The organism is Roseimarinus sediminis (genome assembly GCF_050433125.1).
Taxonomy (GTDB): domain Bacteria; phylum Bacteroidota; class Bacteroidia; order Bacteroidales; family Prolixibacteraceae; genus Roseimarinus; species Roseimarinus sediminis.
Window position 1 is genome coordinate 234970 of record NZ_JBNPXV010000007.1, and the last position, 23139, is coordinate 258108.

Annotated in this window: 13 protein-coding genes and 1 tRNA gene; 3 read left to right on the forward strand and 11 right to left on the reverse strand. The window is 42.5% G+C overall.

Features of this window, described 5'->3' with window-relative positions:
* Positions 1-26: 26 nt before the first annotated feature.
* Positions 27-2003, reverse strand: a complete 1977-nt coding sequence (locus FHS86_RS11190; protein WP_429413325.1) for a glycoside hydrolase family 97 protein — start codon at positions 2001-2003, stop codon at positions 27-29.
* A gap of 27 nt (positions 2004-2030) precedes the next feature.
* Positions 2031-3467: a glycoside hydrolase family 43 protein gene (locus FHS86_RS11195; protein WP_429413327.1), complete on the reverse strand. Its 1437-nt coding sequence runs from the start codon at positions 3465-3467 to the stop codon at positions 2031-2033.
* Positions 3468-3931: 464 nt separating this feature from the next.
* Between FHS86_RS11195 and FHS86_RS11200 the strand changes: the two genes are divergently transcribed.
* The gene (locus FHS86_RS11200; RefSeq protein ID WP_429413329.1) at positions 3932-7798 is read left to right on the forward strand and encodes a hybrid sensor histidine kinase/response regulator; all 3867 of its coding nucleotides are present in this window, start codon (positions 3932-3934) and stop codon (positions 7796-7798) included.
* 100 nt (positions 7799-7898) lie between these two features.
* Here the strand turns inward: FHS86_RS11200 and FHS86_RS11205 are convergent.
* The 5 genes from FHS86_RS11205 to nhaC all read right to left on the reverse strand — a co-directional run bounded on the left by FHS86_RS11205 (position 7899) and on the right by nhaC (position 12317).
* A tRNA-Trp gene (locus tag FHS86_RS11205) sits at positions 7899-7971 on the reverse strand.
* A gap of 111 nt (positions 7972-8082) precedes the next feature.
* Positions 8083-8694, reverse strand: coding sequence for a fumarylacetoacetate hydrolase family protein (locus FHS86_RS11210; protein ID WP_429413331.1), 612 nt, complete (start codon positions 8692-8694; stop codon positions 8083-8085).
* 32 nt (positions 8695-8726) lie between these two features.
* Complete coding sequence (locus FHS86_RS11215; RefSeq protein WP_429413333.1) at positions 8727-10073, reverse strand: serine hydrolase domain-containing protein; 1347 nt, start codon at positions 10071-10073, stop codon at positions 8727-8729.
* 196 nt (positions 10074-10269) lie between these two features.
* On the reverse strand, positions 10270-10707 hold the full coding sequence (locus FHS86_RS11220; RefSeq protein ID WP_429413335.1) for a peptidylprolyl isomerase: 438 nt from the start codon (positions 10705-10707) through the stop codon (positions 10270-10272).
* A 161-nt stretch (positions 10708-10868) separates the two neighbouring features.
* Entirely contained in the window at positions 10869-12317 is a 1449-nt protein-coding gene (nhaC, locus tag FHS86_RS11225; RefSeq protein WP_429413337.1) for a Na+/H+ antiporter NhaC, read from the reverse strand.
* A 197-nt stretch (positions 12318-12514) separates the two neighbouring features.
* Here nhaC and FHS86_RS11230 point away from each other — a divergent pair, with 197 nt between their 5' ends.
* The gene (locus FHS86_RS11230) at positions 12515-14965 is read left to right on the forward strand and encodes a hypothetical protein (RefSeq protein WP_429413339.1); all 2451 of its coding nucleotides are present in this window, start codon (positions 12515-12517) and stop codon (positions 14963-14965) included.
* A gap of 49 nt (positions 14966-15014) precedes the next feature.
* Here the strand turns inward: FHS86_RS11230 and FHS86_RS11235 are convergent, their stop codons facing one another.
* The 4 genes from FHS86_RS11235 to FHS86_RS11250 form a co-directional block, all read right to left on the reverse strand.
* The gene (locus FHS86_RS11235) at positions 15015-17291 is read right to left on the reverse strand and encodes a chitobiase/beta-hexosaminidase C-terminal domain-containing protein (protein ID WP_429413341.1); all 2277 of its coding nucleotides are present in this window, start codon (positions 17289-17291) and stop codon (positions 15015-15017) included.
* A 1-nt stretch (position 17292) separates the two neighbouring features.
* Positions 17293-17481 carry a hypothetical protein gene (locus FHS86_RS11240; RefSeq protein ID WP_429413343.1) on the reverse strand — a complete coding sequence of 63 codons (189 nt, stop codon included), beginning with the start codon at positions 17479-17481 and terminating at the stop codon, positions 17293-17295.
* Positions 17482-17498: 17 nt separating this feature from the next.
* Positions 17499-20477, reverse strand: a complete 2979-nt coding sequence (locus FHS86_RS11245) for a lamin tail domain-containing protein (RefSeq protein ID WP_429413345.1) — start codon at positions 20475-20477, stop codon at positions 17499-17501.
* Between the two features lie 192 nt (positions 20478-20669).
* On the reverse strand, positions 20670-21032 hold the full coding sequence (locus FHS86_RS11250) for a hypothetical protein (RefSeq protein WP_429413347.1): 363 nt from the start codon (positions 21030-21032) through the stop codon (positions 20670-20672).
* 452 nt (positions 21033-21484) lie between these two features.
* On the opposite strand from FHS86_RS11250, the gene FHS86_RS11255 reads away from it, so the two are divergent.
* On the forward strand, positions 21485-23134 hold the full coding sequence (locus FHS86_RS11255; RefSeq protein ID WP_429413349.1) for a glycine cleavage system protein H: 1650 nt from the start codon (positions 21485-21487) through the stop codon (positions 23132-23134).
* Positions 23135-23139: the final 5 nt, after the last annotated feature.

Here is a 23139-nt window from a genome sequence, read left to right on the forward strand (position 1 = left end):
TAATTAGAATAGTATTATTCACAAAATCAGTCAAGTACCATTACGAATCCTCCTTTGGCATTCATTGTAAGCTTGTATTTATCCTGATTATTCGCATCCAATTTTGTCTTTGAAAACAGCTGGCCATCTTCTCCGTCGGTAAATAGCATTGCATGATCCTTTTTGAAGGAAATTAAATCGAGGCTGATTGTTTTCACTTCGTTTTCGCCATTAATCCCTGAGATGTACCAGCGATCGCCACTTCGACGGGCTATGACGACATATTTCCCTGGAAAACCATCTATGAATTCTACATCGTCCCAATTGTCGGGAAGGGTCTTCAAGAATTCCTTTACATCATCCGAAACTTGCGCCATTCCTTCGGGCGATTGGGCATAGTGCTGTATTCCTGACAAGAACATCACCGAAAGAGCCAATTCAAAGGCCGGTGTGGTTTTTCTGATGCAATTTGAATGTGTTAGCCCAGTGAGGTTCATGGGGGTAAAATCCATGGGATCGAAGGCATTTCTTGTGAACGGCAACATGGTGCAATGGTTGGCTTGCTTATCGGCTGCATTTTGATCAAAGGTAACCATCTCCATGCCATAAATGGCTTCGGCTGTTACCAGGTGAGGATAAGTTCTGTGCCAACCTCGCGGCAAAGTGCAGCCATGAAAATTGACAAGCAGTTGATATTTTGCCGCATCGTTCAAAATGTCGATGTAGTATTGGATCATGCTTTGACCATCGCCACCAAAGAAGTCAATCTTCACTCCTTTGATGCCCATATCATGCAGGCGACTGAATTCTTTCTCCCGACTTTCTTTTGTCAGCATCATGTCCCTGGGATGATAGTGGGTAATTGTGTTCCAGTCGCCGGCTGAGTTGTACCACATGAGCAAGCCCACATTTTTTTGTGCGGCATACAAGGCCAGTTCGGCTATCTTTTCGTACCCAATTTGCGTATCCCAATTGGCATCAACCAGGCAATATTGCCAGTTCATTTCAGCGGCAAAGTCGATGTATTTTTTCTGTTCATCGTAAACAACCCTGTCTTCTTTGCTGTTGATCCAGCTCCAGGAAGCTTTTCCAAATTGGAGGAACGAAGGATCAAGATCGATTGCCTTTGGTGCCAGGTCAGTTCCCAGCGTTGATTCAACAATGGTTTTCAGACTTCCAATCGTCACGATGCGCCACGGTGTGAGCCAGGGTTTATTGTTTATGGGCAGATAGCCTCCGCCAGTAAAAACTTCCCTCGGATCGGCAAAGCCAATTGAATAAACAGATGACGCCGATTCGTTGACAAGCCTTGTGCCACAATAAGTTCCATCGAGCGCTGCTTCGGTTATCAACACCCATGTGTCGTTTGTTTTAAACAAGGCAGGGTACACCCAACCCGATTTCAAGGGCGAAACCGTACCCACCGGTATATTTTGGAAATAATGTTCTTCATACGACGGATGGCACTGGTTCCATCCGGTTTTGGCCTCGCTCATGGGCTGAAGCCAGGCCTTTGTGCTTGCGTCGAATGTAAACGAGGTCGATTCGCTTCGAATGGTTTCGTTGTTGGTGACCCATGGAAACGAATACCTGAAGGCCACACCATCGTTGGAAATCTGGAAAATGACATCCATTTTTTTATCTTTTTCATTCACAAAAGAAGCCACCACTTGATTGGCTTCATAAAGGATGCTGCTTTTTTTCGCATTCTGAATTTCATAGCGATCTGTCACCATTTCCGGTTTTGATACGGCATGCAATTTCAATCCAAGGGTAAAATCGTGCCCATCCATCAAAACGCCCAAAGCAGAAGGCTGGATAATGCGTTCGTTCGATTTGAGCACTTCGTATTGAATTTCACCTGAATCGGACAGGTAAACATTTACTTTTATCGATTTATCGGGACTCAGCAATTGAGCCACTTGTTTGTTACTCAGTTGGCCGGGCGTGCAACCAGTCCAAACAATTAAACCGATGAAAAACCCAATAATTAGGGTCGTATTTTTCTGAATCATTTTATTCATTGTCATTCCTTGTAGTTGGATAATGGACTAATCAATGAATTTCCATTCATCAAAGCTCAATTCTTCTCCACTAAACACGAAATAGATGTTTCCGACTCCTCGATCCATTTTCTGTCTTATTTTCTTTGAAAGCGTCGTCCATTCTTTTTCGTCGCATTTAAGTGAAACTAGAGGAGTGCCTTCAAGATGATTTACATAAATATCAATTTGTCCTTTTCCTTTCACCCTGGCTTCGAATTTGCCAGGATTTTGTTGGCTAAAATCGGCTCCCCGTACCATGAGACATTGTTTGTCGGCTTTTCCTTTGGCAACCATATTGCCCGGTTGGCCTAGCGCTTCAAACTGAACTTGCCCCGAAGTGCCTGCGGTGGTTTCTGCTTGTTGAAGAATATATGGATTTAATGGCTTAAGCTGCGATGTACCTTCGTAGCTTGCTTTGCTCATGCTGATATTCACATGCTCTTCGTCTACCTGGATTTCTTCGATACCCACATTCCGAAAACCACCTTTTGTGCCAAAATAATCCTGTAAATACATGGCATGGTAAGCCAGATAATATTTCCCCTTATAGTTGAATAGATGCGTGTGATTGTTTGTATGTGGCCCCACCTGAACGTCGCCTGCATTCTTAAAGTAATTGTTGCGATAGATCCAACTATTCGGATCTAACGGTGTTTTGCTCGTCATGTACGACATGCAGCATTGGGTTGGTTTGTCGATGTTTTCATAAGGCCATTCGGTGCGTTCGACCCAGCTTGTATTGTAGGTATAAACCCAGGTTCCATTGAAGTAGTTAAGTTCGCTTGCCTCAAAAAAATAGGGAGCAGGTATTCTGGCAGCATCACTCGCCAGGCTGATCATATCGGCTCCTAATTTGACGATTCTGGAATTATCCGGCATGTATTGCGTCTTTGGTGTTCCGCCCCCAAAAGCCAGCCAGCCTGTACCCTGGTCGTCAATTACAACTCCCGGGTCGAAGGGAGCTTCAACATCGTTGACACTTGGTACCGAACGATCGACCAGGTTCTTTCCCAATGGGTCTTTCCAAGGGCCAACAGGCGAGGTGGCGGTAAGTACCGCTGAGCCAATGCCGCTGTTGGAGTAATATAAATAGAAATGCGTTTTGCCATCTGCTTCCACCCGCGATGTAATGGAAGGTGCCCATGAATTCTTGCTCCATGGGGCCAGTTCGGCAGTATTAATGAGGCCATGATACGTCCAGTTGACCATGTCGTCGGAAGACATCATTACCAGTGAGCGGATGCGCTCGTATGAGTTTTTGCCATCCTTTCCAAGCTGCTCATACTGTTGATGGTCGTTGGTGGCATACACATAGATTCGTCCTTCATATTCCACCGCTGTTGGGTCGGCCGTAAACATAAAGTCCAATAAGGGATTCGCGTTGTTCGAGGTCAGCTTGGGCGAAACTTTGGCGAATTTTTCCGTCAGGTTTTCGTTCTGCACCTTTGGTTTATTTGCATTCGTCTGTGCGTCCACATTGTTCTGGCATCCTATAAAGAAGATCGCAAGGGCAATACATAGAATTATTTTTTTTTGAATCATGATGTATTTAATTATTTATTATACAAAAGCAAAATGCTCGTCATGCCTGGTTTCATTGTCTTTGACTTTCTCTCTTTTCAAAACTACAGGAAGGAGAATATGCTGGCTGTCAAAAAAATTTCAAAAATTATCCAAATCCTATCATTATATATTGAAGGGTACTTGAATGTCAACAAAGCCTCAACATTTAAGTAAGTTGCATTTGCAGAACTTTACTAAATTTGCTTCATGTATTTTCCTGAAATAATTCTGATAATTAAATAAATGCAACAATGGGTAGCAGTAAGCTTTTTTTAAGATACCTGTTGTTTGGAATTTTGTTTCTTCAAGCCTTCATGTGTTTTCCTTCCAATCATGAAAGGTTTTTGCATTTTACCGAAGCTGAAGGCTTTCCACGAAACATTACCACTTGTTTGGCCAAAGACCAGTATGGCTATATTTGGATTGGAACCAACAATAGTATTGTACGTTTTGATGGTAAAGAATTCAAGGTTTATAGCGATTTGGAAAATTGTGCAATCAACGCGCTATTGTATGACTGCAAGCATAACTTATGGGTCGGAACATCTCATGGTCTTTACAAATATAATCCTGTAAGCGATTTTTTTGAATTGGTAATGAGCGGATTTATATCCGAACTAAACGAAGACAATAATGACGTTTATTTCTTAATGATGTCGGATATATACCGAATAAGCGAAACAGGAATTGAAACACTAATGCATGTTGAGAACATCACCAGTTTGTGTTTTTCTGACGACGGACTTTGGATTAGCAAAAACAGTGATGGCATTACACTTTTCGATAGAGAAAGCAATTTTAGTCATGTTAAGGCATCGCTACTTAAAAATTTCAAGGTAGCCCGGTTAAACATGATCGACAATGAGCTTTTTGTTGGCATGTTTGATGGTCAATTATTCAAGTTAGCAAACGATTATGAAATCCAAAAAATTGAACTCAATAACCACTATTATATTGCAGCTTGTCAAAAAGTTAGAAACCAAATATGGATCGCGACAGATGGAAATGGCATTTTCATACTTGATCAGAACTTAAAAAAGATCAAGAAACTGGACAGAAATGAGGGTTCACCTTCTTCAATAAGTACCAATAGTATTTACGATATTCTGATTGGAGATAATGATGAAATATGGCTGGCAAATTATGGGGCCGGATTAACCTGCATTTTACCAGATAATCAGCTGTTTCAAAATATACTTCCCGAAAATGGGAATCAAAATTCCCTGGTTGCTAACGATGGTGTTGCCGTATTGGTTAAAGAACCCTATGTTTATTTCGGCACAAATTATGGTTTATCAAAGTGGGATGAAAGTCAGAATCAATTTCTGAATTTGACGAGTAAAAGCTTGCAAAAAGAATTAAACGGGACAAAAGTGACAGCCATTTACGTCGACCGTGATCATACAGTATGGGTTGGAACTTATGATGGATTGCTTGGCCATTACACCTCCGATTTAAAGTTAATCCGGTCCTATCATCCATGTAGTCGGTTTCCTGACGAAATGCAGCGCATCATTGGGATTAAGGAATTTAATAAGGATAATTTAGCAATTCTAACCCAGTTCCACTCCCAAATCTTATTGAATTTTAATAAGTCAAGCGGGCAAACCGAGGTTTTTGAACTATTTCAGAAAGGTAGCAACTATACGTATTGCCTGTCGAATTCATTGAGGATGAACCAAAAGGGCGAGCTTTTGGCTGTTATTACCGATATGGGATTATTTCATGTAAACTGGGGCGATAAGGTGCTTGAAAACAGGCTTTCAGAAATGAATTCCAGGCTTCAATGTTACATCACCGATTTCTATAACGACAACAGTGGAAATTACTGGATAACTTCTTCAACTGATGGGTTAATTTTTGCCAGTCCCGATGGAGAAATTGTGCGTAAGTGGTCTGAAAAAGATGGACTACCCTCGAATAAATTAATCCGGATTGAATCGACCGACGACCGCTACCTATGGATCAGCACCGTATCGGGAATCTGCCGTTTCGACACAAAAACCCAGGAAGTTTTGAATTTTAACAACCGGGATGGGCTGCCTGCCAATGAATTTCATGATATGGTTTCTACTAGCATCGACGACGGGCGGATCATATTCGGCTCACTGGCCGGTTTTACCATTATCGACCCTTCGAAAGTTGAACAAGATACTTTTCAACCCGAAGTAGTCATTTCCGACATTACCTTTCAAAACCAAAGTATCAGACAAGCCGATGGGGAACAAATATTAACTCAGCCATTGGAAGCAACAAAAGAAATTACACTCCCTTACAATAAAAATTCGTTTTCAATTCATTATTTTACAAAGAACAAAAACTTCTCAAAGTACCAAAATTACGAATACCGCCTGCTTGGCTTAGAAGAAAATTGGTCATTTCAGGGCGAAACAAACTACACCACCTACACCAATTTATCGCCGGGTGAATATGTTTTTGAGATCAAAAACACCAATAAAAACCAACAGGGAATTACTACAAGACTAAAGCTTAACATTGCCCCACCCTGGTACTTTAGCTGGTATGCCTATCTTTTTTATATAGTCCTATTTTTTATTATTCTATACTTGTCAATTTATGCCTTTCTTAAGCGATTTGAATTGTTGAAAGAAAAAGAGATCGGCAAAATAAAAATTCAACAGGAACATGAGCTTACTGAAAAGAAGCTGGCATTTTTTACCAACATTTCCCACGATTTGAAAACACCTTTAAGCCTCATTGATGCGCCACTGACTGATTTATTAAATAGTAAAAACCTGGATCAGGAAGCCATCGAAAAACTTAACATGATTCAACGGAATTCAAAGAGGCTTTACAAGTTAATTACCGATTTGCTTGATTTCAGGGTAATTGCCCAAAAACAATCGATACTTAGAATCAATGAAACCAATATCAACCATCTGATTGCAGAAATTGCTGATACATTTAATGAAGAATGCAAAAACAAATCGATTCAGCTGAAGCGTGAAATCAAAGAAAAACTGATTGGTTATATCGATGCACAAAAACTGGAGAAAGTATTATGGAATCTGCTTTCCAATGCATTGAAATTTACTTCTGCCGACGCTTGTGTTTCAATTCAGGCTAAAGACTGCCTCATTGACGAAATACGGTACCTGCAACTTATTATCAGGGACACTGGTATTGGAATAGCAAAAGAGGAGCAAAGCAAGGTTTTCGACCGCTTTTATCAAGTTCAAAACACGAATAGTGAAAACAAGGAAGGCACGGGTATAGGACTCTCAATCGTAAAAGAACTGATAGAATTTCATAAAGGTAAAATAGAAATAGCATCTGAATTATGGCAGGGAACAAGCTTCACAATTTACATTCCAATTGACAAAAGAATTTATGATGAGATGGAAATTGCGGAGGAAGTACTCAATCAAGAATTAACTTATGATATTGATAATAAGTCTTTTTCGGTCGCTCGACAAAATGTGCGTTACAATTTACAAAACTTATTAATTGTTGAAGACAACCATGAATTACGCCACTATTTAGCCAAACATTTCGAAAAGCATTATAAGATATATACAGCTGAAGACGGTTTGACGGGTTTAGAATTAGCCAAAGAAAAAAGCCCTGACATAATAATAAGTGATGTTCAAATGCCAAACATGAATGGCTACGAGTTTTGTAAGGCAATACGGCAGAACTTTGAAATTTCGCATATTCCTGTTATCCTGTTAACGGCAAATAATACGATTGAGCAACAAATAGAAGGCTTATCGTACGGGGCTGACTTATACATCACAAAACCATTTGATATTAATTTACTCGATGTTCAAATTCATACAATGCTGGAAAACAGAAAGGTGCTCAGAAAAAAATTTAAAGGAATTGAACCTGTTTTGGATGCAGAAGCAACATTACCACAAAAAGACATCGATTTTATTAATAATCTGAGAAGTTTCATAGAGGAAAACATCATGGATCCAACGCTCAATGTTGAGTCGCTTGCCGAGCAGCATGCTTTAAGCATTGCCCAGCTGCATCGCAAGATAAAAGCATTAAGCGATACCACACCAAATAACTTAATCAAATCGATACGTTTAGGAATGGCATACAAACTGATAAAGGAGGACGGGCTGCGAGCTTCCGAGGCAGCCTATCAAACCGGTTTTAGTAGCCCTAGTTATTTTACCAGATGTTTTAAAGATGAATTTGGAGAAAATCCGTCTCAGATTAATTTACCTTCAGGAAATTAACTGGCTAATTCGTTTTACTTCGCAAAAAACAAACACGATGGGATGGGGGCCAGGTAAATAATACAAAAAAACCCTGTCGGAAACGACAAGGTTTATCTTGCACGGGAGGAGCGACTCGAACGCCCGACACCTGGTTTTGGAGACCAGTGCTCTACCAACTGAGCTACACCCGTGTTTTGCTTAACAGCGCTGCAAATATAAGCGAATTCTTGTTTCTGCCAAAGCAGCATTGCAAAAAAAGTAAAAAGCTTTTTGTACGCTTCTACGATTGTTTTTATTCTGAACTACTTAATCAGAAAGTCGAGCAGTTTTTTCTCTCCAATGTAGCCTTCAAGCCGGTCGTTAATGGCAACTGCACTCACTCCAGCGGGTGTTCCCGTGTAAATCAGATCGCCGGTTTTCAGCGTAAAGTACTTCGAGATGTGTTCGATTAATTCATCAAAGGGAAAAATCATCTGGGCCGAACTGCCCTGTTGCCGCGTGCTGCCGTTGATGTCGAGCCGGAAAGGGATGTCTTCTTTTTTCAGCTCATCAATCGGAATAAACTCATCGCTGATGGCTGCTGAAAAGTCAAAGGCTTTGGCCTTCTCCCACGGCAGCCCCTTGGCTTTTAGTTTTGCCTGTAAATCGCGGGCTGTAAAGTCTATGCCAAGCCCCACCGAACTGTAATAGCGGGGTGCAAAACGACGCTCAATATTTTTTCCCAGACGGTCGATTTTTATTACCAGTTCCACTTCGTGGTGCAGGTCTTCAGAAAACGAAGGGATAAAAAATGGTCTGTTCTTGCGTAATATGGCTGAGTCGGGCTTCAGAAAGATAACTGGTTCTGAAGGTTTCTCATTCTGCAATTCCTTGATGTGGTCGACGTAGTTACGACCAATACAAATGATTTTCATGCTCTTTTTTTCTTGCTAAATTATTTTTTGTTTTATTCTACTGCATTTACGATTCCCGAAAGAAAACTGTTGTAATCGAATTCCCCTTTTTTGGAAAAACCGGTACGTACCACCACCAGCTCTTTCGAGGGAATGATGTAAATGTACTGGCCGTCATGCCCGCGGCAACAATACATGTCGCGGGGCACATCGGGATAATCGTTTCCCGACTGATTTAACCAAAAGAAAGCACCGTACTGACCATCGGAACCATTGGCAACGGTGGTGGTATAGTCAACCCAGTTGTCAGGCAGAAGTTGCTCACCCAGCCAGTTCCCATTGTTCAGGTAAAGCAGTCCAAAGCGGGCATAATCGCGCATGGTGGCGTACAGGTACGATGAACCTACAAAGGTTCCTGAAGCATCCAGCTCGAAAACGGCACTGGTCATGCCAATTTTGTTGAACAGCCGTTCCCGGGGAAAGGCATGGTAGAGGGCATCGTTGCCGATTGTTTTTCTGAGCAGATAACTTACAATGTTGGTACTTCCCGATGAATACTCCCAGACAGAATCGGGAGTGAATTCGGCAGGTTTTTCGTAGGCAAAACGGGCCATGTCGCCTTCCTTGTGCAGCATGTTGTTTACATCGGAACTGTTGCCGTAGTTTTCGTTCCATTCAAGTCCGCTATTCATGTGCATCAGATGATTGATGGTGATCTTACGGCGCTCGTCGTTTTGCCATGCTTCAAGTGCAATTGGTTCATTGATATCCAGACGGCCGTCTTTTACAAGCATGCCGGTGAGTGCATTGGTAAAGCTCTTGGCCATCGACCAGCTGAGAAACTTATTATCGGCACTTAGTCCCGGGGCATAGCGTTCGGCAAGTGGCTGTCCTTTGTATACCACCATAACGGCAAAAGTTCCCTTGTATGGGAGGGTATCGGCAAAAGCCTGACCGAGGGTTGTGTTCAATGCATCCATGTCTACACCCGGAGGAATACTGTCGGCCATCCGGTTGCCCATGGGCCAGTCGATGGTATCAGCATTTTCAGGAAGAACGGGTGCTTTTGGGTAATTGCGTTTTAGTATCTCGTCTTTACTGTAATCGTTTACCAGGGTGCATCCATAGCCATCGATGTAAACCGAAGTCGACCGATGCCACAAAAAGCGGCTGCTGACTTCTTTCACATCTTCATCAACTTTGTTTTTATTCATCTTGATGAAGGAAAAATTCAGGTCGGTTTGCTCCATTGCTTCCTGTGTGCGATTGGCTACAAATACCCCCGATGAGAGGTTTTTCGCCGAATAACCGGTGATGATGGGCAGCAGGGGGCTCATGTAGAAATAAGCGCCCAGCAGTGCAAGAACAAGCACGCCAATAATGATTCTTCTGGTTTTCATAGTATCAGTTTTTTGCAGGACAAAGCTTCATTGTTTTAACAAATATAAAACAAATAAGCAGGGAATTACGGCCATAGCCAGGCTTATTCTACCGAAAACAGTATTGCGGTGTTGAAAGGCAATGCTTAGTTGTTGCTAAAAAAGAAAGCACATCCTTGTTTGATGTGCTTTCTTTTTAATCCGTGTATTGCAGACACTAATCTTCAAAAATCAGTACCTTCTCAATTTCGTCGCCCTGGCGGATGGCATCGATTACTTCGAGCCCCTCGTACACCTTGCCAAAACAAGTGTGATTGCGATCGAGGTGCGCTGTATTTTCACGGCTGTGGCAGATGAAGAACTGTGAACCTCCGGTATTACGTCCGGCATGAGCCATCGACAGTACTCCGCGATCGTGGTATTGGTTATTGCCACTGGTTTCGCATGGAATGGTGTAACCCGGACCACCGGTTCCATCGCCTTTGGGGCAGCCCCCCTGAATGACAAAGTTGGGAATTACCCGGTGAAAAGTTAAGCCATCGTAATAACCATCTTCGGAAAGCTTAACAAAATTCTGAACAGTTCCCGGAGCATCTTCTTCGTAAAATTTTACTTTCATAACACCTTTACTGGTGTGTATCTCTGCTTTTAACATTGTGTTTTGTTTTTAATTAAGAAAGCACAAAAATAAGGCTTTTATTGCATTTTAAGTAACAATTGATACCAGGAGCCGAAACAGAAGGCTAAAGGCAGATGTTTCGACACAAAAGACCGGAGACAAAGGTTGCAGAAAAATGCAGGTGATAAGGCAAGTTATCAATTGCCTGCCTTGTCTCCCGCATTTTTAATTCTTCTGATTTTAATGTTAAGATAGGCAAAAAGGATGGTCATTAATGGGCTGATAATGTTAAAGAAAGCATAGGGTACATAAGCAAGCGTGGGAACTCCCAATACTTTTGCCTGAGTGGCTCCACAGGTATTCCACGGAATGAGGACCGAAGTCATGGTTCCCGAGTCTTCAAGAGTGCGACTAAGCACTTCTGGTTTCAGTCCTTTTTTTGCATACGAGCCCTTAAACATTCGGCCTGGAACTACAATTGAAATGTACTGGTCGGAGGCTGTTGTGTTGAAAAATATGCAGGAAACAACAGTGGCTGTAACCAGTGAACCGGTTGATTGTGCTCGTTCTACAATGGGGCGCGTAATGCGTTCGAGTAAGCCTGCGGCTTCCATTACCCCACCGAAAACCATGGCCGTAAGGATGAGCCACACTGTGTTCAGCATGCCTTTCATGCCCGAGGTACTCAATAGCTCATTAACTGCTTCGTTGGAGGTACTCAAACTCACATCACCAAACATGGCCTGCATGACGGCCATATACGATTCTTTTAGATAATTTTGAGAACCTGAGCCAAGTTGATGGATGATTTCGGGCTGAAATATTACCGCAAAGATTCCTCCCAACAAGGTGCCAATCATCAACGATGGCAGCGGAGGAACCTTCAAAACAATAACGGTAAACAATAGTGCCGGAACCAGTAACAACCACAATGAAGTGTTGAAGGTATTGTCGATGGCCTGTTGAACAGCAGATATGTCGATGGCTTTCGATTGATAATCGAACATCAGGCCCATTACAATGAAAATGATCAGTGTGAGAACAAGAGAAGGCACTGTGGTATATGCCATGTAGCGGATGTGAGTAAACAGATCGGTGCCGGCCATGGCAGGTGCCAGGTTGGTTGTATCGGAAAGTGGTGACATTTTATCACCAAAATAAGCACCTGAGATAATGGCACCAGCAACAACAGCTTCGTTAAAACCCATGGCCTTGCCAATTCCAAGCAAGGCAATTCCGATGGTTGCAATGGTCGACCAGGAACTCCCGGTAACCACCGAAACAATGGCACTTACCACCACGGCAGTTACAAGAAAGATCTTAGGGTGAATAATGTCGAGTCCGTAGTATACAAGCGCAGGAACGACTCCGCTGATCATCCAGGTTCCTGCCAGCGAACCAATCAAAAGCAAAATAAGCATTGATGGCATAGCCGATCCAATGGTTTTTATAATCCGGTGGTTGATGGCTTCCCATTGGTAACCAAGTCGATGTGCAATTACGATACCCAGCGACGCTGCCAAAAGCAAGGAAATCTGATTAGGACCTGCCAGTACATCATCGAAAATAAATACATTTGAAGTAAGCAACACAATCAACAGCAGAATGGGTAGCAGGGCAACTAAAAAACCGGGTTTTCTGATCATAATTATCATTTGAATGATGCGACAGTAAAAGTGTTAAATACACTCATAAATATCAAATTAAAATGATGATAGTTGAATTAATTTGCTTAGAATTGTTACATGTTAACAAAATCTTTTGACAATGTTGTTTGATTTTTGGCCACTATAAGCCTAAATTTATAGAGCTAAGTGAACTGGTTAAAGGTGATATGTATCGAATGTTACTAGGCATATTTTTTTGCTTCGTTTTTTCAGTAAATGCTAATGCCCAACAAACAGGGCGTTTTTATATTACCGGAAAGGTGCAGGTAGAGCAGGGGATAACCGATGGGACAACTATTCAGGTTTTCCGCGACGGTGGCCTGCTACATACTATTGCCGTAAACCGAACCGGAAATTTCAGAATTGGGCTTGAGCTTCAGCACGCTTATCGCTTTGCTTTTATGAAGGATGATTTCTACCCCAAACAAATCGAAATTAATACACATGTACCTCCCGAAATTTGTGAGGAAGACTGTGAATTCCCGCCTTATCAAATCACTGTGATGCTTTATCGCAAAGTGCCGGGTGTTCAGTCCCTTTCAGAGGAAACAGGTCAGATTGCCTACAATGCCCGGATTGATAATTTCGATGTGGTAAAACTACAGGAAGCAAAAGCCGAATTGTTGGATGTTAGAAAAATTCTGAGCGAAGTAAAGTTGACAAGCGAAAATTACGAGAAGCAAAGCAAACAGAACAAGCAGGACCAATATCAACAACTGATAAAAAAGGCCAATACTTCTTACCAACAGAAAAATTATGAAGCAGCAATGAATGGTTTTCGCGATGCTTTATTGATATTTCCCTGGCAAACTGCTCCCCGGCAAATGGTTAGTCAGATGTATGAAAAGATGGTCGAAGATGAACTGATTGATGCCTTTGGGGCACCGTCGGAGAAGAATTTCACCCAATTGTTGAATTATGCAGATCAAAGTTTTAAAGAAAGAGAGTATACTGTTTCCAAGGTGGCATACAATGCGACTTTAAGCATTAAGCCCAACGATGAGCAGCTAAAAGCAAAATTATACAATGCCTCGATGGAAGTCGAAAAACTGTACAATCTGGCCATGGCCGAAGTGGCTCATCAACGTGAAGTGTATTTGAGCCGTAGCGCAAAATACAAAGAACTCACCGAGCTGGGTGATAAGGCTTTTCTTCAGCAAAATCTGGCCGACGCCCGGGAGTTTTATGCACAAGCCGCTACACAGATTGATGAAAATAGTCTGGCCATACTCATGGTAAAGAAAATTAATGAACTACTTACTGACGACAGTCTGGCGCAGAAAATGGCAAAGGAAAAGCAGGCGGCCGAAATGGAAAGACTGAGAGCTGCCCGTGCCCGTGCATACAATGATGCTGTTGAAGAAGCCGACCGACTCTTTAATGAGCGCATGTATCGCGATGCCATTGAGTATTACGAGCTGGCTCTTACAGTAAAAGATTATGAGTTTTATCCCAAAAACCAAATCCGCCTTATTAATGAGATACTGGCTGATCTTCAGCTGCGGGGTGAAGAATACAACAAACTGCTGCGACAAGCACAGGAACAAATGAATCATGAAGCCTATCAGCCGGCAAGAGCACTTTATGTTGAAGCGCATGAATTGATCAAAGATGAAAAATATGCTTTGATGAAAATTAAAGCCATCGACGAGTTGCTGGCTGCAGAGAAAGAACAGGAAGCAGTCAATCGAAAGTATAATGATTTAATCAGCAAGGCAGATCAACAGCTTGATTCCAAAGCTTACGAAGCAGCCATCTCGCTTTATCAGGAAGCACTTACCATAAAACCACGCGAAGAATATCCCAATAAACAGATTTCTTTAATAAGAGGAATTCTTTCGCGGGAGATGGACGAGCAGAAAAGGCTTGCTCAGTCAAAACGAGATTTTGAACATACCATTGAGCTGGCCGATCAGGCTTTTGACAAGGAGTCCTACGAAGCAGCACGTTCACTTTATCAACAGGCGCTGCTCATTATTCCCGGGCAGAAATATCCCCTGACACAGATCGACCGGATCGAATCGATTCTTTATAGTAAAACCATGGAAACTGCCACGTCTTCGGCACTTGATCAAATTGATTTTTCGAATCTTGATAATCTGAGTAGCGGTGATCGTGAAGCTGCCTATAATGAGGCGATGAGCCTGGGGGAATCGTTTATGAAAACCGAGGAGTGGGGAATTGCACGTTTTTATTTCCGTCGGGCTTTGGCGTTGCGTTCTGGTGATCGGCTTGCCAGTGAAAAAATAGCCTTGGTCGATCAAAAAATAAGGGGGGGCAGCGTTGATGAAAATCAATTTCGGGAAATCATTCAAAAGGCCGATGAGGCATACGAAACCGGTGATTTTGGGGTGGCTCGCTTTTATTACAGCAAGGCGAAGGAAATTAAAAGCGACGATGTTTATGTTAATGAACGTCTGCTGGTGGTGTCGCGACTTGCACAATCAACAGCCTCGAGAGTAGCCAACCGCGAATACGATACAGCCATTCAAAAGGCCAACGAAGCCTTGACGGCAAAAAATTACAATGTTGCAAAGTTTTTCTACCGCAAGGCGCTAAGTATTAAGCCAAATGATGAAGTTGCCCAAACGAAATTGGAAGAACTCGAAAGATTAATTCAGCAATAATACTTTAATTTCATCATATCTTAGTGAGGCAAAACCCTCGTTTCCTATTTTAGGGGACGATGCTAATTTTTCTTGTCCATACATTTTTACCATTTTGCTGAATAAGTACTAAATAGATTCCTGGCTGCTCAATGCCTATGTTGCTGCTTGTTCCGCTAGTATTGATTTGCTGCAGCATCCGACCTTCGGTATTTACAAGGCTGAGCCGATATTGTTGCTGGTCGGGATGATTGATAATGATGTCCTTGTTGTGCATCGTAATATGGAAACGATTGCCAAATTGATCAGCCGAACTTGCATTTTTGATATCATTGGTGCTGCGAGGGGCCAGTTTTAACTCATTGTTGTGCCATATTACAATGCCTGTAAGATCTGCCTTTCCTTCAGGAATAGTGCTACCATCGATCGCTGTATCTTCAAAATGAACACGCATAACAAGTTCTTCTCCATTGATGAAAAGCGGATAGTCATTGTTATAAGCAAAGGTTCCTGAAGACGAAAATTCAGCATTTTTTAGCAACACCAGGTTGGATTCATAATCGAGTGGGTTATCCTTCAACTCGTCAATTGTCAGTTCAAGGGGAGCATCAGTTAATTGATGATCTTTAATGATGGAGGCTTCTTTGTCGGGAACCAACGCAAGCACACCATATAGCTCGATGAGTGATCCGCTGATATTGTTAAGCGCATCATTCGCGACAAAGTGATCACCCAATTTTCCTTCCGGATCGTCAATCAGTATTGCAGCGCTTTCATCTCTGATGTATTTCTGATTGTGGTACTGCACAGCATGTAGTATTATAGCTACACCACTGTAGAGATAGCTACGTCCGTCGGTATCGCCCGATCTGAGTTCAGCAATTGAATTGACTTCAATGGGAGCTACCGCTTCTTTCAGATAGAAATCAGCACTTTGAACCTCACTCGAAATGCCCTCTTTTATCGCTATTGCTTTGATGCTCAGTGTTTCACTAATGTAAAAACTTCCGGCATAGGGTAGCGATTGTTCAGCGGGCTGGCTTTGGTCGAGTGTGTAATAGATCTCAGCACCAGGTGTTTCGCAGCTGATGCTTATTAGTATTGAATCGGAAAATTCGCCACCTGGAGGAGAAATAACCGGGTTCAGGACGATGGGTGTGTTAGTAATCTCGTAATATGCCACCACCATGTCGCTGGTATCATTTCCTGCAACGGCAATGGCAGATAACCAGCAGCTTTGATGGATTCTTAATGGGGGGTTGTAGCTAAATGAATGTTCATCAGGGATGCTTCCATCGAGTGTGTAGAAGATCACTGCGTCGTCTGTGGTACTACTGATACTTATTAAAACAGAATCGGCATAAACACCAGCTTCGGGTGAAAAAACCGGAGGTGCTGTACTGTTTTGAGTTGTTGCACTTGCCCGTGGTGCATCTTTGGCTTTATAAATTATGGTATCGGATGTTTGTAAATAAGGAAAAATCGAAAAGTTATAGGTGGTGCCCGGTGTACACCTGGTAAAAGTGTACGCCGATGTGCCATGATCGACACTTACATTAGCACTTCCATCGCTAAGTTCAGTATCATCGGTTGGCAACACGCCTTCGACAGGTAAATCAATCTCGGCTGTAGAAGCCTTGATGAGGTAGGCGGTAGGAGGCTGTTCTCCATCATTTTCATCCCATGACAGTTCGATCGAGTTGGCCGTCATGACAACTGCAGATGCTGAAAAATTAAGAACATGGTTGCTTGGGGCTGAAGGTGGATGTACTGCCGGTGTGTAGGATTTTAGAGGGAAAGGGACAGTTGCCGTTGCATTACTGATTTCTCCATCGAGTACATTGATTCCGCTGAAATTCCAATTGCCGGGATCAAATATTTCGAAATCGGGACCTGTTCCCGGTTTACGGTAAGCCCAGGCATCAAGATATTCCCATATTTCTCCTGTGCCATCGGTATTGGCTTCACCAAAGCAATCTACTATGTTGCCGTTGAAATATAAAATCACTGTATCATCTCCGTTGATCGATGCGACATTATTGGTAAAGTGTGGCTCGAAACCAAAAAATGCATTGAAATTAACCTGCTCACTGGCAATGTAGATAAAGTCGCCTGCCTGGGCACTTCCACTCAGTTGCATTTCAGGGGCGCTGCTGCCTCCACCATTGTTGGCCGATTCAATGCCAACTGCACTGAGGTCGGGGATGGCTTCGAGTACATAGAGTTCAATGGCTTTGGGAGTGCCTCCCGACAGTGGGCCGTCGATTACTCCCGTAATCAGTATTTGTGCGCGAACTGGCACCATTACAAGCAGAAGCCCCATTGTTATGTATACAATTCGTTTCATTTTATTGCTTTTTAGATTTTTTGCTTTTATGAAATCCAATTAAAAAGGTACCTGCAATGAACAGAAGAAGACCAATGCCGGCTAAGGGTACCGGACTCCCGTCGGGATTCGACGGTGGCAGTGGTTGTGCCTTGAGGAAATTGATTGATCCGCTTAGCACAATGATATAGAGTAGAATTATTGTTTTCATATTTTTTTAGTTTTCAATTAGGGTACAAAAATTTTGTGCGTTGAGACTTGTTGAGCATTACTGATATGTACAAGCAACCAGCCAGAAAATCCGGGCAATTCAAGGATGCTTTCTGCATCAGAAGTTTTAACATGCATCAATTTCTTTCCCATCAGCGAAAAAACCTCTATGCAGCTGTTTTTTTCGATATTCTTTACACCTAGATGCTTTCCCGACAGGTAAACAAGAGGTTGATTCAGCTCAGGTGAAATGCCGCTTCCGGTAGTTTTAAAGTGCAGCATGAAGGAATGTTTCTTGTTTCCTGATGGTGCACTAAAGCGATAGTTTTCATTGTTGAGGGCAATGGTATTATTTTCCTCGTCGCTCAGCAATACCAATTGTTGCTGAAAGATTCCTCCGGATTGTTTTATCGACATTTGATAGTTGCCTGGTCTGTTTGTGATTACTTCCAGCTTAACAGGCAAGTTGGGCATGTTGGTATGATTGAAAACCAATCGCTCCATGTTATCCGTAATGCTGTATATCTGAGGACTTATTGTATTGTTCGATAGAAGCTTATAGGCATCGAACGGGTCAAATTCAGGAGTGGCGTTGTTGTTGTACACCAGAAGCGTTTCGTCGCTGAGACTGTCCAGTCTTACTTCAATAGAAAGAACAGCATCAAGTGTTTCCGACTTAAAAAAGGTGCTTGTGTTATTGCTTCTGGCTTCTTTTTGTATTACCAGGTCTTCGGCACTCAATGCACTTACAAAGAAACCCTGAAGTGGAGCGATTCTGTTGGTGGCTCCATTGGCTGTGTTGCCACCTCCAGTGCCATCGCTCGAAACCGATGCATAAGTGCCATCCGAAGGGTCGTAAATATAGGCCGTACGCCCCTGTACAATTTCATGGTTGATGTGCTCGTAATCGTACCAGTCGATGACAGAAAGGTAGGAATTGCCAACAAGGTTGTAATTGTTTTGCTGCATCGCCAGGGGAATCGTTAGCGGGGAAGAAACATCAAGCAGAGTGCCTTGCAGCCTGAGCTTGTATTTGTTGCCCGATACATTGTTGCCTTCTTCGCTGTTGTCGTAAGTATACGTAACTGCATACCCTTTTCCCAATGTGAGCTGATGAACAGGAGAAGAAATAAAGCTCCATGCCAGATCGATGTTGGCATTCAGGTCGTTGTTGTATTCGGCCAGCCATAAATCAATTCTGGCATTGTCACTTAAAAGATCACTGCTGACACATCCCTGAAATGGAACTGAAAAATACTGCCAGTGATTCAGTGTTTCGTTATCGCTGCTTGCAGTGATGTCGTGAAGCAGGACCAGTGTTGTTGAGGCAAGCAGATACTCCTGCCCGTTGAGCTGGGCATCGTGTTCCAGTGTCATTTCAGTGAGCGCGGTGTTGGTGGTGAGCTGGGGATAATTTGCGCATCCGGCCGGCAGGTAAACCTTCCCGTTCGATGGTGGTGTTTGAGGATACCAGTTCGATGCAGTGTTCCAATCGTTGTCGGTGCTTCCCAACCACACTGCATCGAAGTTTCTTGTGCCGGGGGTGGGGCTTGCAGCATAGTAAGCAGCTGTATTTCTTAGTCCGCCACTTCCATTGGGAATTCGTTGGATTGAATGTTCAGGACCTGCTCCCAGCATGTTTTCATTGATTTGGGCTTGCCCTTCGTTAAGAAGCACCATCAGTCCCGGATCATCGGCCTGCCCGTTATCATAAACAAGGGCATCTGTCAGGTTAACAATACTAAGTGGTGTGCCTACAGGTAAATTGGCCGCATCATCCTGATACAGCGCTACTGCATCGGCCCCGTTTTGAAGTGTACCGTTGCTGAAAATCAGATCAACATTATTTGCTGCAGTATTTCCCAACACAAAATAACCGGCTTCATCGGTCGTATAAGTATCAAGATCGAAAGAACTATAGGAGACATCTGTATCTCCATTATAGAATACGATACAATAACCGTCAAGCGGGGTGTTGCCGCGCCCGCCGTCGTAGAGTTCTACAAATTCTTCAATGTCATAACTATAGGAGTCGGCATCCACTTCATTGATTACAAGCACAGGACTTGCAGTAATTACACTTCCTTGGCATTCAATTTCCTGTGTTGTTGCACCTGGCGACGAAAGTGTGACTGACTCACTGTAGCTGCCTGTTGCTAATCCGGCTTTCAGTCGTACATAGAAGGTGGTTTCATTAACATGTCCGTCAAGGGGTGTAAGTTCAATTGAAGCAGTGCTAAAACTGCTGCCGTCGGACGAAATCTCATAATTGGCAGGAGGAGAAACCACCAAGGCCTGGGTGAGGTTTTCAGCACTAAACTGAAACGAAGCCGGGGTACCTGGACCGCTGCCTTCGACATAGCCCATCGAACTGAGTAAGCCAACCGGACAGTAGATGGCTGGTAAGGCATAGCTGCCGCTTACGCTTACATTGTCGAAATAGATTTCTTCAGTTTCGGCGTTGTTATCCACTTCAACAAACAGGATGAGGGAACTGCCTTCGAGACCGGAAGCAGAAAAAGCCTGGCTGCTGAAATCATCGTAGACATGTCCGAAAGTAGTAATTGAGCCGCCATCGATTTGATAGGATGCTTTGATGAAATCAGCACTTTCAAGGCCGCCTTTTTTGTTTCCTACATCCAGTGAAATGGAAACGTTGCTGTAGGCGCTAATGTCAATGGCTTCAGAAGTCCAGACGGCACCCTGGCCTGTGCCATTTGAGCCTTGTTTGCCGTCAATATCACGGGCAATAAAAACCTGATTTTTTACTTTGAAGTAGTCGTCAGTAGCTGTCAATTCACAATTGCTCACATCGACACTCCATTTTCCACTGGAAGGGGCAGTAATGGTGGGCGGATTTTCTTCACTTATGCCTGTGGCACCAATACCATCATCTGAGGGGTCATTAAAATTTTCTGACCAAATGGTGCTTTGCGCCGATGCCATTCCGGCAAAGAGCAAAGACAGAAAAAGAAGGGGAATTAATAAAAATTTCATCGCATTTCATTTAGAGTTTAAGGAATAAAATGAAACGCAGCCATAAGTCGGCCGAAGAATAGATTGTATTGGAGATCGATCAGTTAGCAGATCATGGCTTGTTTCATGGTTTGTAATTCAACATGTTTTTGTTTGTTTTTCGTACTTGAGGAAAGGGATCACTGGTTTTTAACTTCAATGATTTTCAGTTTCTCAATAATGACAGAGCACTAATTTAGCAGGATCGTGAGGACGTATTTTCCAAAATGGATTGGTTTCAAATTGTTGAAGAATCATTTCGGTTCTGTTTTTTTGATACAAAGAACGAAAACCAAATGAAAGTCTGGATTTGAAACCACTAAGACTACCAACAATCGAATAGTCAGGAGAGCGCATTATGCTTTCGGCATCTACCAGCTTGCTCATTGCATATAATGCAGAGAAAGAAAGTACATGCATTAAAGACTTCTGCAGTTTGTTTACAAAGTTGTTAATGAAGACATTGTCATCAGCAAGAGCTTGTTTGAGGGCAAAGCCTGATAAAAAGAAGACAATTATGAAGATACTATTTTTCATAATGTTTCGGGTGAATAGTTTTATCGACGTATAAAATTAATAAAAAATTAAATGCAAATATTATTTATGGTTAATCAGCATATAAAATTTTTGTATCGTGCAGGTTCGTGGTCAATGCAAAGTAATATTGATCGCTACTGTTTATCAATATGAATGATTTGTTTTAGGTAGTATAAGTATAAGAAAATCAGTGTGATAATAATGGCATGTTGTAAAATTAAACAGGTGTTGTAAAATTAAACAAACGCGTAAAGTAAAGAAATACAGCAATTAAGCCCGTGTATGTAAGGTAGGTGTTTATAAATGCAACACTTTGGGGTGTTTAAATTTTCAAGTCAATGATTGTATGGTTCACATAAAGAGATTGTTATAAAGTTTGGCATTGTTGTTGGATGCCCGTGTTTCAAGCGTAAATAATTTTAAAGATTTAAAACACCTAAAAAACAAAAATAATGAAAACAAAAGTACTTTTAACCGTGATGCTAACGCTCTGTATGCAACTGTACAGCAGTGAAAGCCCTGAGGTGGATGCCAGTGTTTCGAAACCAGTGATATTGGTAAGTCCACCGGAAATGCAATCCTTCGCACAAGCAGTGCTGAATCGTTTTAATCAATCATCTTCAGAATTTAGTGCTGAATTATCGACCAATGTTTCTGAAGATAATCTGGAGAATGCTGTATATCTGATGGCAGATAGTCAGTCTGGAAGTTATTCACACGAATGGAAAATGGTCATTGGTCGTGATATCATTGTTCCTGTAATTAGTACCGGCAATCCGTATTTTGAAAGCATTAGAAAAAACGGAATTCCGGCAAATAGGCTGTCTGATCTTGCCAATGATCCTGAAAAGCAGGTTTGGGGTACTTTACTCGGCAATGAAAGTAAAAAATCGGTCGTGGTGTATCTGCAAGAGGAAACAATGCAGGTATTAGGGGAGCATGACTGGATGACTGAGAATCATTTGTCAATGAACACAGTAGAAAGCATTGAGGAACTTAAAAGCAAACTGGAGCAGGAGAAAGCAGCGATTGTTTTTTGCAAGCTGGCTGATCTTATTGCTGACCAACATGAACTTCCCGCTGGCATTGCCTTCTTGCCCATCGATGCCAACAACAATGGACAACTTGAGAAAATTGAAAATATTTACAGCAGCTACAACGATTTTATTCGCGGCGTATGGATTGGAAAGTATCAACACGGTTTGGTAAGAAACATCTATGTGGCTGCTAATTCAAAACCAGTTGATGAAGGCCGGCTTGCCTTAATCAAATGGATGCTAACCGAAGGGCAAGCTGCGATGTTGGATGCAGGCATCAATGAGCTGGCCTATGCCGAAATGCCATCTAAATTGAATGCATTGGCACCCCTGACTTCAGTCGGAATTCAAAATGATCAAAGAAGCGCTTTCCCATGGTGGCTGATAGTTATTGCGGGAGGTATTGTTGCCATTCTGACTTTTGAATTGTTGCTACGCCGTCGGAGAAAAATAAGCAGTCGCGAAAACTCGAATCAACTTTATGAAAACGAGCTTATTCAGGCAGGCTCCATGAATGTACCCAAAGGAATCTATTTCGATAAAACGCATACCTGGGTGTTTATGGAACGGAATGGAGAAGTTCGAATGGGAATTGATGATTTTCTGGGCCATGTGACTGGTTCGTTTACACGTATTATGATGAAGGATGAAGGTGAACAAATCAGGCGCGGAGAGCCAATCTTCACACTCATTCGCGACGGCAAAAAGTTAACTGTTAATGCTCCGGTATCAGGGACTATCAGAGGTGTAAATGTTAGTTTGCTTAGTGACGCAGAAGCCTTGACCCGTTCACCATATGAAGAAGGCTGGATTTATCTGATTGAACCGGCAAACTGGTTGAGCGAGCTGGGAGTACTTTCATTGGCTGAGCGTTACAAATCGTGGATTGAGCAGGAAATGATCCGTTTAAAAGATTTGCTGGCTGCAGCCATGGCACGTGGAAATCAGCATCCTGCTTATGTAGTACTTCAGGATGGTGGGGCAATTGTTGAAGGAGCTCTTGGAGAAATGGGGCCCGATGTGTGGGAAGATTTTCAGGAACAATTTCTCAATCAATTGTGCTAAGTAAC

Bases quoted from the DNA above. Each gene is read 5' to 3' on its own strand.
- FHS86_RS11190 (WP_429413325.1), bottom strand. From the start codon at position 2,003: ATGAATAAAATGATTCAGAAAAATACGACCCTAATTATTGGGTTTTTC.
- FHS86_RS11210 (WP_429413331.1), bottom strand. From the start codon at position 8,694: ATGAAAATCATTTGTATTGGTCGTAACTACGTCGACCACATCAAGGAA.
- FHS86_RS11215 (WP_429413333.1), bottom strand. From the start codon at position 10,073: ATGAAAACCAGAAGAATCATTATTGGCGTGCTTGTTCTTGCACTGCTG.
- FHS86_RS11220 (WP_429413335.1), bottom strand. From the start codon at position 10,707: ATGTTAAAAGCAGAGATACACACCAGTAAAGGTGTTATGAAAGTAAAA.
- nhaC (WP_429413337.1), bottom strand. From the start codon at position 12,317: ATGATCAGAAAACCCGGTTTTTTAGTTGCCCTGCTACCCATTCTGCTG.
- FHS86_RS11230 (WP_429413339.1), top strand. From the start codon at position 12,515: ATGTTACTAGGCATATTTTTTTGCTTCGTTTTTTCAGTAAATGCTAAT.
- FHS86_RS11235 (WP_429413341.1), bottom strand. From the start codon at position 17,291: ATGAAACGAATTGTATACATAACAATGGGGCTTCTGCTTGTAATGGTG.
- FHS86_RS11240 (WP_429413343.1), bottom strand. From the start codon at position 17,481: ATGAAAACAATAATTCTACTCTATATCATTGTGCTAAGCGGATCAATC.
- FHS86_RS11245 (WP_429413345.1), bottom strand. From the start codon at position 20,477: ATGAAATTTTTATTAATTCCCCTTCTTTTTCTGTCTTTGCTCTTTGCC.
- FHS86_RS11250 (WP_429413347.1), bottom strand. From the start codon at position 21,032: ATGAAAAATAGTATCTTCATAATTGTCTTCTTTTTATCAGGCTTTGCC.
- FHS86_RS11255 (WP_429413349.1), top strand. From the start codon at position 21,485: ATGAAAACAAAAGTACTTTTAACCGTGATGCTAACGCTCTGTATGCAA.